This is a genomic window from Photobacterium sp. 270122K, from assembly GCF_059941365.1.
The window spans coordinates 121,523-133,399 of record NZ_JBPOEN010000015.1 but is presented as its reverse complement, the minus strand read 5'-3'; the positions used below and the strand labels follow the sequence as shown (position 1 = coordinate 133,399).

11 protein-coding genes are annotated in these 11,877 nt (G+C 51.6%); 5 read left to right on the top strand and 6 right to left on the bottom strand.

What is annotated here, in order from left to right:
• Positions 1-150: 150 nt before the first annotated feature.
• Positions 151-531, bottom strand: a complete 381-nt coding sequence (locus ACSF8W_RS22010; RefSeq protein WP_500849243.1) for a hypothetical protein — start codon at positions 529-531, stop codon at positions 151-153.
• The gene (locus ACSF8W_RS22005) at positions 494-697 is read right to left on the bottom strand and encodes a hypothetical protein (protein WP_428476954.1); all 204 of its coding nucleotides are present in this window, start codon (positions 695-697) and stop codon (positions 494-496) included. The genes ACSF8W_RS22010 and ACSF8W_RS22005 overlap by 38 nt, the downstream gene beginning before the upstream one ends.
• Before the next feature lie 225 nt (positions 698-922).
• On the opposite strand from ACSF8W_RS22005, the gene ACSF8W_RS22000 reads away from it, so the two are divergent.
• On the top strand, positions 923-1,417 hold the full coding sequence (locus ACSF8W_RS22000; protein WP_500849242.1) for an RDD family protein: 495 nt from the start codon (positions 923-925) through the stop codon (positions 1,415-1,417).
• An 87-nt stretch (positions 1,418-1,504) separates the two neighbouring features.
• Here ACSF8W_RS22000 and lptG read toward each other — a convergent pair whose 3' ends face one another.
• Together lptG and lptF are read right to left on the bottom strand one after the other, a co-directional pair.
• Positions 1,505-2,575, bottom strand: coding sequence for an LPS export ABC transporter permease LptG (gene lptG / locus ACSF8W_RS21995; protein WP_500849241.1), 1,071 nt, complete (start codon positions 2,573-2,575; stop codon positions 1,505-1,507).
• The gene (lptF, locus tag ACSF8W_RS21990; protein WP_500849240.1) at positions 2,575-3,675 is read right to left on the bottom strand and encodes an LPS export ABC transporter permease LptF; all 1,101 of its coding nucleotides are present in this window, start codon (positions 3,673-3,675) and stop codon (positions 2,575-2,577) included. Before lptF ends, lptG begins: the two co-directional genes overlap by 1 nt.
• Positions 3,676-3,869: 194 nt before the next feature.
• Here lptF and pepA point away from each other — a divergent pair, with 194 nt between their 5' ends.
• From pepA to ACSF8W_RS21970, 4 genes are all read left to right on the top strand, one after another.
• Positions 3,870-5,378 carry a leucyl aminopeptidase gene (gene pepA / locus ACSF8W_RS21985; protein WP_500849239.1) on the top strand — a complete coding sequence of 503 codons (1,509 nt, stop codon included), beginning with the start codon at positions 3,870-3,872 and terminating at the stop codon, positions 5,376-5,378.
• A gap of 52 nt (positions 5,379-5,430) precedes the next feature.
• Entirely contained in the window at positions 5,431-5,883 is a 453-nt protein-coding gene (locus ACSF8W_RS21980; protein WP_428476959.1) for a DNA polymerase III subunit chi, read from the top strand.
• A 27-nt stretch (positions 5,884-5,910) separates the two neighbouring features.
• The gene (locus tag ACSF8W_RS21975; RefSeq protein ID WP_500849238.1) at positions 5,911-8,769 is read left to right on the top strand and encodes a valine--tRNA ligase; all 2,859 of its coding nucleotides are present in this window, start codon (positions 5,911-5,913) and stop codon (positions 8,767-8,769) included.
• A gap of 326 nt (positions 8,770-9,095) precedes the next feature.
• Positions 9,096-9,518 carry a DUF2061 domain-containing protein gene (locus tag ACSF8W_RS21970; protein ID WP_500849237.1) on the top strand — a complete coding sequence of 141 codons (423 nt, stop codon included), beginning with the start codon at positions 9,096-9,098 and terminating at the stop codon, positions 9,516-9,518.
• 72 nt (positions 9,519-9,590) lie between these two features.
• Here ACSF8W_RS21970 and ACSF8W_RS21965 read toward each other — a convergent pair whose 3' ends face one another.
• Together ACSF8W_RS21965 and ACSF8W_RS21960 are read right to left on the bottom strand one after the other, a co-directional pair.
• Positions 9,591-10,613, bottom strand: a complete 1,023-nt coding sequence (locus ACSF8W_RS21965) for a M48 family metallopeptidase (RefSeq protein WP_500849236.1) — start codon at positions 10,611-10,613, stop codon at positions 9,591-9,593.
• On the bottom strand, positions 10,610-11,752 hold the full coding sequence (locus tag ACSF8W_RS21960; protein WP_500849235.1) for a YjgN family protein: 1,143 nt from the start codon (positions 11,750-11,752) through the stop codon (positions 10,610-10,612). Before ACSF8W_RS21960 ends, ACSF8W_RS21965 begins: the two co-directional genes overlap by 4 nt.
• Positions 11,753-11,877 lie beyond the last annotated feature (125 nt).

The following is an 11,877-nucleotide window of genomic DNA, read 5'->3' as shown; positions in this document are numbered from 1 at the left end:
TTATGCGGACGATTATACGTATCCATCGGGCATGCGCAAGCTTTTATCCTTAAGATTTTTCACTAAATTCACCGTTCGCGCAACATTTAACCACAAGCGAAATATTCGGAGGCATTTTGCACTACACCCCGTACAGTGACCGCTTTCTAGCTAGCGAAAAGTACGCCACAGCAACGTAGGAAGGACACTCAACCAGTATACTTTTTGTTGCGTTGAAAGAGAGAAAGGAAACCACCGACGTGCAGGGTAAGGCATCACCGTTAATGATGCGTGTGAAGGAAGGGTAATAATCAGGGTATAAGGGGACAATACCTGCATAACGGTAGCGGCTTGCCTACGATACCGCTCAGGCACCTGCCGGTAGAGCCGAATAACATGCAAGAGCTGCTGCGGCGTGGTGAGCTGCAAGGTCACCGTTTGTGCATCCGCCGATAACGTAAACGTGTCGGCGCCCACATCCAGTGTGACTGTCCCCTGTAAATGAAGCACGGATTCAGTCAAGTGTGCGGCCACGAATACTGATGCTGCCATTCACCGTCCACGTGGATTTATCGGACTTCTCCCCCGCCCCACTCGGGACACCGATTTCGACATTGTCAAAGTCGTAGGTGAGTTCCGCATGGCGCTCTGTGAGTTTGTCGTACAGGGCACCGGCGAGTTCCGGCCAGTTCGTTGTGTTGTCGTTTGCATCCGCCATTCTGTTTCTCCTGTGTAAGAGTCATTCACCCGTTTTACTGCCTGTTGCGGCATTACGATCACTTTGGGTCATGCGATCCACCTAACAGTCTCCTAACTATAGTCAGCGTCACTGAGCTCGCTGCCTTGTAGGCCTCTCATTTACAAGACACTTCCCATTCACCCTGACTCGGGAAGTTGTTACACTGCACCGGCTACCTCTCACTGATGACGTTTGGAAGATAAAGTGAAAAAGAAACCACAACAGGAAGTGCCTTCCCACAAAGAATACCCGAGTCTTTTCCGCCGCCTTGGCGCGTGGATCTACGACAGTTTGGTGATTGCCGCCATCTTAATGCTCGCCGCAGGCGTCGCAACAGGGCTGATGCTATTGCTCGATCGCGTTGGACTGATCGATACCACTGGCTATATCGATATCAGCGCCTACATGACACAGCACCCCGTTGTCGGCATGATCTACACCGTGTATTTGGCAGTGGTCATCATTGGCTTTTTTGCTTACTTCTGGTGTAAAGGCGGCCAAACGCTCGGTATGCGCGCTTGGAAGCTACGCCTACAAAATAAAGACGGCAGTAATATTCGTGTGACACAGGCGCTGATCCGCATGGGCACCTCTGCCTTTGGTCTGGGTAACTTGATGGCGCCGCTCAGTCAAACTAAGCAGTCGTTTCAAGACATCATGGCGGAATGTGAAATGGTCGTTTTGCCTAAAGTGAATTGACACCACGAAGCAAAACGCCTGATGGCAGGATCAAAAAAAGGAGCCTTTCGGCTCCTTTTTTATCGGGTTTGCTGTCTTAGCGGGTGCTTACAACTTCCGTCGCAGCAAATAAAGGGTAATGGCTAAGAACACCATACTTGGCCCTAATGCACCAATAATAGGGTGTAAGCGATAAACCATACTCATCGGCCCGAACAGTTCATTGGAAATGTAGAACGCAAAGCCAAAGATCACCCCAGACAAGACGCGCGCGCCCATGGTCACCGAACGCAGCGGACCAAACACGAACGACAACGCCAACAACATCATGACAGCAATTGACACCGGCTGCAGCGCTTTACGCCAAAAGGCTAACTCGTAACGAGAGGCATCCTGTTTGGAGGCTTTGAGATAACTCACGTAGTCATACACCCCCGACAATGACAGCTCTTCCGGTTTCACCGTCACCACCGCCAATTTATCCGGGGTTAATGCGGTTTTCCATGGCAGCACAGCCACTTTCTCATCCGTCAACTGTACCTTACCCATGTGGGTAATGGTCACGTCTTTCAGCTGCCAACCCTTCTCAGCATTGTACTCAGCGGATTCTGCAAATGTGGTTTCGGTGAGGGTGTTTTTATCGTCAAACTGCCAAATATTAATGGCATACAGCTCTTTCTGCTCGTGGACGCGGCCAATATAGATAAAGTCGTTATTGTCTTTCGCCCATACCCCGCGCTGCACCGACAGCATGTTACCGCCTGACGTCCAAAATGCTCGTAATTCACGCGCAGCCTTTTGCGCTTCTGGCGCGCCCCACTGGCCCAGCAACATCACCATCAGCATCAACGGCACCGCCGTTTTTAACACTGATAAACCGATATCCAACTTCGAGAAACCGGCGGCCTGCATCACCACCAGCTCAGAGCTGGATGCCAGCATACCAAGACCAATCAAGGCCCCCAGCAATACCGCCATCGGGAAGAACATTTCAATATCACGCGGCACACTTAATAGCACATAGATCAGCGCTTTCCACAAATCGTATGTACCATCGCCTACTTTACGTAGCTGCTCCACGTACTTGATGATGGCGGATAAGCCCACCAAGGTGGACAGGGTCAGCGCCGAGGTCGAGATGATCGTACGGCCAATGTATAAATCCAGAATCTTAAACATTAGCCACGTCTCCGCATTTTTTCACGCAATTTACGCGCCGGAAGCGTATCCCACGTATTGAGGCCAATGGCCACCAAGAAAATCACAATATTGATTGACCACAAGCCGATATATGACGGTAAAGCGCCATCTTCGACCCCGGACTTACCGGCACTGATCGCCAAGAAATAGGTCAGGTAGATCAACACCGCTGGCACCAGTTTGGCAAAACGGCCCTGACGCGGGTTCACCGCCGATAGCGGCACCACGACCATGGTCAGTAACGGAATACACAACACCAACGACATTCGCCACTGGAACTCGGCTTTCGCCGCCAATTCCGGACGCTGCATCAGCTCAAGGGTCGGCATCGCGTCCCAATCACGGCGCTTCTCACGCACGGCACGCTGGCCGATCAACGCTTGATAATCATCAAACTCGGTGATCGAGTAATCCAGACGGGTTGGTATCCCTTCATAACGGGCACCGTCTTTTAAATCGAGCACCTGACGGCCGTCTTTTAGCTCACTGACATAGCCGCGATCAGCCACCAGCACGCTCGGACGCAAGGTGTCTTTCGCCGTTAACTGGGCAACAAAGACCTTCTCTAACCGAGTACCGCTGTCAGTGATGTCATTGACAAACACCACGCCTTTGCCATCCGGTGCGGCTTGGAACTGGCCTTTCACCAATAACTCCAGCCCCGAATCGGCTTCTACCTTCTCCATCACCTGCTCGGTTTTTTCCACCGACCACGGCGCCAGCCACAAGGCATTAAACGCGGCAAAACCGCCAGTAATGATGGCCAGACACAGTGCGGCTTGGATCAAGAATTTGTTGCCGATCCCCGTCGCGTTCATCACGGTGATCTCACTTTCCGCGTACAAACGGCCGAAAGTCAGCAGGATCCCGATATACAAACTGAGTGGCAACATCAGCAATGCCATTGACGGCATATACAACCCTAACAGGGTTGCGATCAGGTCACTGGGGATAGACCCCTCTGTCGCATCCGCGAGAATGCGTATGAATTTCTGACTGATAAAGACAAGAAAAAGCACAAAGAGCACTGCAAATTGGCTTTTTAATGTCTCACGCGTCAAATACCGAACAATAATCACGCTTTAATTACCCATAGAAAACTTGTTTTTTTGCTGGAATCACTATAATTTTTCGGTTAGTTAGTTATTTTTTAATCTTTCGGTTAATTGTTAACCTGCACTTTAATCCTATACCGAATCTGCGGTCCAGCAAGTAAGTGCGGCATTATCTAACATTTAGCTTTAATTGTCTTTATTAGGATGTAGGAGTACGCATGGAGTTCAGTGTCAAAAGTGGTAGTCCCGAAAAACAGCGAAGTGCCTGTATTGTCGTCGGTGTTTTTGAACCACGTCGCCTTTCTCCAATCGCCGAACAACTCGATAAGATCAGCGAGGGCTACATCAGCTCGCTACTGCGTCGTGGCGATCTAGAAGGTAAACCTGGCCAAATGCTGCTGCTTCACCATGTACCAAACGTATTATCAGAGCGTGTATTACTGGTTGGTTGTGGTAAAGAGCGCGAACTGGATGAACGTCAGTATAAACAAATCATCAAGAAAACGATCAGCACCCTGAACGAAACCGGTTCAATGGAAGCGGTTTGCTTCCTGACTGAACTGCACGTTAAGGGCCGCGATACCTACTGGAAAGTCCGTCAGGCCGTAGAAACGACCAAAGATAGCCTCTACACCTTTAATCAGTTTAAGAGTAATAAACCAGAAACGCGTCGTCCGTTGCGTAAATTGGTCTTCAATGTGCCGACCCGTCGTGAACTGTCTCTGGGCGAGCGCGCGATCTCTCACGGTCTTGCAGTTGCCTCTGGCGTGAAAGCCGGTAAAGACTTGGGCAACATGCCACCAAACGTCGCCAACCCGGCTTACCTGGCATCTCAAGCCCGCCGTCTGGCTGACGATTTTGAAACCGTCAGCACCAAGATCATTGGCGAGCAAGAAATGAAAGAGCTGGGCATGACCTCTTACTTGGCGGTCGGTCAAGGCTCGAAAAACGAAGCCATGATGTCGGTCATTGAGTACAAAGGCAACCCGGATCCAAACGCCAAGCCTATCGTATTGATCGGTAAAGGCCTGACCTTTGATTCAGGCGGTATCTCCATCAAGCCATCAGGCCAGATGGACGAAATGAAATACGACATGTGTGGCGCAGCAACCGTCTTCGGTGCCATGAAATCACTGGCCAAGCTGAACCTGCCTATCAACGTGGTCGGCGTACTGGCGGGCTGTGAAAACATGCCAGGTGGCGGTGCGTACCGTCCGGGCGACATCCTGACCACCATGTCAGGCCAAACGGTTGAAGTGTTGAACACCGATGCTGAAGGTCGCTTGGTATTGTGTGATGCCCTGACGTACGTTGAGCGCTTTGAGCCTGACTGCGTGGTTGACGTGGCCACCCTGACTGGCGCCTGTGTGGTGGCACTGGGTCATCACATCAGTGGTTTGCTTTCAAACCACAACCCACTTGCTCACGAGTTGATCAACGCCTCTGAGCAAGCGGGCGACCGCGCATGGCGTCTGCCAATGAACGATGAGTACCAAGAGCAACTGACGAGCCCGTTTGCCGATATGGCGAACTTGGGTAGCCCAGGCGCTGGCACCATCACGGCAGGCTGTTTCTTGTCGCGTTTTGCCAAGAAATACAACTGGGCACACCTAGACATCGCGGGTACCGCATGGGTCGGTGGCAAAGACAAAACCGCAACGGGCCGTCCGGTCCCATTGCTGGTCCAATTCCTGCTCAACCGTGCTGGCCTAGAAAACCTCGAATAACAATGACAACAAGGGGGCCAATTGGCCCCCTTGTTTTATTGGAGTAATCACAATGACTCATGCTACTTTTTATATTATCGATGAAAAGCATTTGGCCGCAGACAATGACTATGCGTTGCATTTCGCTTGCCATCAAGCAGCCATGAGTTACCGTCAGGGGCACAAAGTCTACCTGCTTGCAGAAAGCAAACACCAAGCAGAACAGCTAGATGAGTATTTATGGCAACAGGAACCCGATAACTTCGTGCCACACAATTTGATCGGCGAAGGCCCGCGCGGCGGTTCTCCGGTTGAAATTGGCTGGCCCGGCTTACGCCACAGTGGGCGGCGCGGCATGCTGATAAATTTGAGCCAAGAAGCACCAAATTTTGCCGTAACCTTCTCACAAGTGGTAGACTTCGTTCCTTGCGATGAAAAACTCAAGCAGTTGGCACGGGAAAGGTATAAGCAGTACCGACAAGCCGGTATTCAGCTTCAGACCGCCGCTGCCCCTGATACGCCCTAATTCCACAAAGATCCTTCTAAGAGCGCTATGGACAAGACATACAACCCAACTTCAATTGAACAGGCGCTATACCAGCGCTGGGAAGAGGCTGGCTACTTCAAGCCTCACGGTGATACCACTAAAGCTGCTTACAGCATTATGATCCCACCACCAAACGTCACAGGCAGCCTGCACATGGGCCACGCGTTCCAGGATACCATCATGGATACCCTGATCCGCTGTGAGCGTATGAAAGGCAAAAACACCCTATGGCAGGTCGGTACTGACCACGCGGGTATCGCAACGCAGATGGTTGTGGAACGTAAAATTGCTGCTGAAGAAGGCAAAACCAAGCACGACTACGGCCGTGATGCGTTCATCGACAAGATCTGGGAATGGAAAGCGGAATCTGGCGGTACGATCACCAAGCAGCTACGTCGCCTTGGCGCATCCGTAGACTGGGATCGTGAACGCTTCACGATGGATGACGGTCTGTCTAACGCGGTACAAGAAGTGTTTGTACGCTTGTACGAAGACGATCTTATCTACCGTGGTAAGCGCCTGGTTAACTGGGATCCAAAACTGCACACCGCGATCTCTGACCTTGAAGTCGAGAACAAAGACACCAAAGGCCACATGTGGCACTTCCGCTACCCGCTAGCCGACGGCGTGAAAACCGCTGACGGTAAAGACTACATCGTTGTTGCAACGACACGTCCTGAAACCATGCTGGGTGATACCGGTGTAGCGGTTAACCCTGAAGATCCACGTTACATGGATTTGATCGGCAAAGAAATCATTCTGCCGATCGTGGGTCGTCGCATCCTAATCGTGGGCGATGAACACGCAGACATGGAAAAAGGCACAGGTTGTGTGAAGATCACCCCTGCGCACGACTTCAACGACTACGAAGTCGGCAAACGCCACAGCCTGCCAATGATCAACATTCTGACCTTCGACGCGAACATCCGCGACGCAGCAGAAGTGTTCAACACCAACGGCGAAGCGTCTGACGCTTACAGCACTGAACTACCAGCGAAATACCACGGTATGGAGCGTTTCGCGGCGCGTAAAGCGATCGTGGCAGAGTTCGACGAGCTGGGCCTACTAGAAGAAATCAAAGATCACGACCTGCAGGTACCTTACGGTGACCGTGGTGGCGTGGTGATCGAACCAATGCTGACTGACCAGTGGTACGTGCGTACTGCACCGCTAGCAAAAACAGCGGTTGAAGCGGTTGAGAACGGCGACATTCAGTTCGTGCCTAAGCAATACGAAAACATGTACTTCTCTTGGATGCGTGACGTTCAAGACTGGTGTATTTCTCGTCAGCTATGGTGGGGTCACCGTATCCCAGCTTGGTATGACAACGATGGCAACGTCTACGTTGGCCGTACAGAAGAAGAAGTGCGTGCAAACAACAACCTTGCACCTGTTGTCGTTCTTAGCCAAGACAACGACGTACTGGATACGTGGTTCTCTTCAGCGCTGTGGACGTTCGGTACACAAGGCTGGCCTGAGCAAACTGACGATCTGAAAGTGTTCCACCCTTCAGACGTATTGGTAACCGGTTTCGACATCATCTTCTTCTGGGTTGCCCGCATGATCATGATGACCATGCACTTCGTGAAAGACGAAAACGGCAAGCCACAGGTACCGTTCAAAACCGTTTACGTTACCGGTCTGATCCGTGACGAAAACGGCGACAAGATGTCGAAGTCAAAAGGTAACGTCCTTGACCCAATCGACATGATCGACGGTATCGACCTTGAGTCTCTGGTTGAGAAGCGTTGTGGCAACATGATGCAGCCTCAGCTTGCAGCGAAGATCGAGAAGAACACCCGTAAGACATTTGAAGACGGTATCGAACCTTACGGTACGGATGCCCTACGTTTCACCCTAGCAGCGATGGCTTCAACCGGCCGTGACATTAACTGGGACATGAAGCGTCTGGAAGGTTACCGTAACTTCTGTAACAAGCTATGGAATGCTAGCCGTTACGTGATGATGAACGCCGAAGAGAAAGATTGCGGCTTCAACGGTGGCGACATCGAGTACTCACTGGCGGACAAGTGGATCGAGTCTCAGTTTGAATTGGCAGCGAAAGCGTTCAACAACCATATCGACAACTTCCGTCTAGATATGGCCGCGAACACCCTGTACGAGTTCATCTGGAACCAATTCTGTGACTGGTACCTAGAACTGACTAAGCCAGTACTATGGAAAGGCACTGAAGCCCAGCAGCGTGGTACACGCCGTACGCTAATCACCGTGCTTGAGAAGACACTGCGTCTTGCTCACCCTGTGATCCCTTACATCACTGAAACCATCTGGCAGAGCATCAAGCCGCTTGTTGACGGTGTGGAAGGCGAAACCATCATGCTGCAGGCGCTGCCTCAGTATGACGAAGCGAACTTCAACCAAGACGCGCTTGACGATATCGAGTGGGTAAAAGCGTTCATCACTAGCATCCGTAACCTGCGTGCAGAATACGACATCAACCCAGGTAAACCACTGGAAGTGATGCTAAAAGCCGCTAACGAGAAAGATGCGGCACGTCTTGAAGCAAACAAGCAAGTACTGGTATCTCTGGCGAAGCTAGAATCCGTACGCGTATTGGCGGACGGCGAAGAAACACCTGCATGTGCAACCGCACTTGTGGCGAAATCTGAGCTGATGATCCCAATGGCAGGCTTGATCGACAAAGATGCAGAGCTAGCGCGTCTGGCGAAAGAAATCACCAAAACAGAAGGTGAGATCAAGCGTATCGAAGGCAAGCTAGGCAACGAAGGTTTCGTCGCTAAAGCCCCTGAAATCGTTATCGCAAAAGAACGTGAGAAACTTGACGGCTACAAAGAAACATTGGTGAAACTGGCAGAGCAACAAGCGACTATCGCTGCACTGTAAGTCTCACGCGTTTCGTACGCTGACACATGCTAAATAAAAAAGGTTGGTCTTCGGGCCAACCTTTTTGTTTGTCTGCGCCCCTCGTTATCCTTCTCTTTCTTTCCCTTACTTTTCTATTCTCTTTCCACTTTCCCGCTCACCACCACCGCTGCTACTGCCACGTCAATTGGAAACACCATTCACTTTTTGCAAACTTGATAGTTTTTACCTATCAGTATAATCCCTACAACCCATTGGCCTAAATGAGAGTAATTCTCAATAATGTATTCATAGAAACAGGACACACCAACGACACATTCAGCCATCGCCTTAAAGGGGACATCATCATGAAAAAGACACTGACCTTTGCAGCACTCCATTTCACCATTGCGTTTAGTGTCGCTTACATGCTGACTGGCGACCTGCTTATCGGTAGTTTGATTGCGATGATTGAGCCTTCCGTTAACACTGTGGCGTTTTATTTCCATGAAAAAGCATGGGCATCCGTTCCAGCATTGAAAGCCCGCCAAACCCAAACCACATGGAAAACCGCCAGCTTTGCCACCGTCCATTTCACGGTCGCCTTCAGTGTGGTCTACCTCTTAACGGGGGATGCCTTTATCGGTGGGGTGATGGCGATGCTGGAACCGGCATTGAACAGTGTGGCGTACTACTTCCACGAGAAAGTCTGGCTACGTCACAGCAACACCGCACGCACTCGCACCGAACACAATACGATGCCAAGCTTCTGTCTACACCAGCACGCGTAATGCAGTCTAAAAAATAAAAAAGGGAGCCATTGCATCATGGCTCCCTTTTTCTGGTTCTTCATTCTCGCATTGTTAGCGTGCCAGCGCCTCTATCCGCTCCGCTAAGCCCGGATGCGTACTCAGCCATTGCGGGATCGCCTCCTCATCGCCACCTTCGTCTTCCGCGCTGTCGAGTAAGGCTTGAAACATCGCCTGCATGGGGGCAACGCTGCCGTACAGTTGCTGCATGTGCTCAGCAGCGTACGCATCGGCTTCTTCTTCCGCTGAGCGCGAGAAGCCTTGTGAAATCACAAATACCCCCGCCCCACTGAGCGTATCAATCATGCCACCGCTTTCCCCGGTGATCGCCATCATCGTGACCGACAACAACGCCGATCGTACCAAGGCGACCATCACATGCTCATGCTGCACATGGCCCAGTTCATGCAACAATATCCCGGCAAGCTGCTCGGGCGTTTCCGCCATGGTGACTAAGCTATCGAGCACAATCACGGTGCCATCACTCAGCGCCATCGCATTCGGTCCTTGATCCCATGAGCGAAACAACAACCGCGGCGGCATCGGGAACGGCCCCAAAGCGGCCTGCAAGGCGTCAAACTGCGCCGACACAGCCAGCTGCGCTTCAGTACTCAACGTCGAAGGCGACAAAAAGTGGGTATCGAGCGTATCGAGTACCTGCTCACCCACATGTTGTGCAATGGGGGTAGGCACTACCACGACCAAGGCCCGCGATAGCCACGGGATACCATGGGTAAAAAACGCCACACACAACAGCACCGTGACAACCACACTCACCCCAATCATCGGGGTATGACGCTCTAAGCGGTGTAAGCGACGGCCGAAGCGGCCGCGCGTATGCCCCGCAAACGCGTGAGAGAGTGACGCCGCATCTTCTGGCATGAACAAGGTGCCATCCGGCAGCGTCACCTTCATCGGCACATTGCCCAGCGGCGGGCTGATGGTGACCTCGGCCATGGGGAGTGTCTGCACATCTTCGCCCGACACAAAATGCACCTGTCCATTCGGCAACACGGTCAGTGTGGCTGTCTGTTTTTCAGCGCGACAAGGGGGATAACAGATCCCGTAACTGATCATCCGATACCTATATCAAGATCAAAGGCATTGGCCATTTCATCCCCTAGCGCCGAGTCATCGCTATAGTCTTCTCCCTGCGCTGTGAGCTGCGACATATCCCCATACACGGCCGTGGTATCGGCCACATAACGGGCACTGCGTACCATCACCCATGGACGAGCAAAACCCAAAGTGATCACGGCCAAGAAGAAGTTGGTCAAATGTAACCACACTAAACTACCCGCCGTCATCCGCGAGCCCAAACCGTAGGGTGGCTCACCGTCAGTGCTGATCTGCGAAAAGACATAATTGCGAATACGCGCATGGACAAAACCACTGACCACCAGCATCGCCACAAACATGCCGATGTAGATGAAAAACCCAGCGAACATCATGGCGGCGATACCCACAGCCGTCGGATCCGTCGCCAGCAATGGCAAGGACGAGATCCCCACAACAAGGCTGATCACCAACCCCATCAATAAGCTAATCCCCCCGCCTAACAGCCCCGCTAACAAATAGGTTTTTACGTATTCCTTGGTCATCAGCACGGCATTAAAGCGGCGATGACCGTAGCAATAACCGTTAGCAAAATACGACGAGATACGCATACCGACCCACGCATACGCCACAAACGCCAGAGCGGCCACACCCAAACCAAGCAGCCCGCCAACAATACTCGAAAAACCACTGATCACACGCGACAATGTGGCGCACACAGAGATCACCGCGAACGCAGCAAGCGGGCCGCCCAAAAACACGATATAGGCGTCTTTCAGCGTACCGACAAAATTAAACCGCACATTGCGGTAGCTCGTCATTCTCGCGTCAAAACGGGTATTGCTGTACACCAACCATGGCATGATGGCCATAAACAGCACAAACAAGATACCGGTCACCGTGGGAGACAACTTGGAAGAAAACAACCAGATCCACACGCACACAATGGCCACGATCCGCCCTTTTAAGATTTGGACCGGATCACCATGGTAATCAAACCGATCACCGGCGAGATCTGTATTGCCGTAAAAATACTTCTTCGTGCGCACTTTCGCCCATGCGGAGTAGATCCCCAGCGTCACCACACTCAGAAGAATATTGACTATCCATATGCCAAAAAACTCCCCACCCCGACCATAAAACCGGATCTGATTTTCCATGTTTAACATCCTTGTTAATCTGCTATTTTTATCCTGCGGCCTAGCATAATCCTTGCCACTCATTGCATATATTTTAACCGACCGGAGTGCGACTAACTTCACAAGGATTTCGCATTCCTTACGCG

Bases quoted from the DNA above. Each gene is read 5' to 3' on its own strand.
- ACSF8W_RS21965 (WP_500849236.1), bottom strand. From the start codon at position 10,613: ATGATCAGTTACGGGATCTGTTATCCCCCTTGTCGCGCTGAAAAACAG.
- pepA (WP_500849239.1), top strand. From the start codon at position 3,870: ATGGAGTTCAGTGTCAAAAGTGGTAGTCCCGAAAAACAGCGAAGTGCC.
- ACSF8W_RS21970 (WP_500849237.1), top strand. From the start codon at position 9,096: ATGAAAAAGACACTGACCTTTGCAGCACTCCATTTCACCATTGCGTTT.
- ACSF8W_RS21960 (WP_500849235.1), bottom strand. From the start codon at position 11,752: ATGGAAAATCAGATCCGGTTTTATGGTCGGGGTGGGGAGTTTTTTGGC.
- ACSF8W_RS22005 (WP_428476954.1), bottom strand. From the start codon at position 697: ATGGCGGATGCAAACGACAACACAACGAACTGGCCGGAACTCGCCGGT.
- ACSF8W_RS21975 (WP_500849238.1), top strand. From the start codon at position 5,911: ATGGACAAGACATACAACCCAACTTCAATTGAACAGGCGCTATACCAG.
- ACSF8W_RS22010 (WP_500849243.1), bottom strand. From the start codon at position 531: ATGGCAGCATCAGTATTCGTGGCCGCACACTTGACTGAATCCGTGCTT.
- lptG (WP_500849241.1), bottom strand. From the start codon at position 2,575: ATGTTTAAGATTCTGGATTTATACATTGGCCGTACGATCATCTCGACC.
- ACSF8W_RS21980 (WP_428476959.1), top strand. From the start codon at position 5,431: ATGACTCATGCTACTTTTTATATTATCGATGAAAAGCATTTGGCCGCA.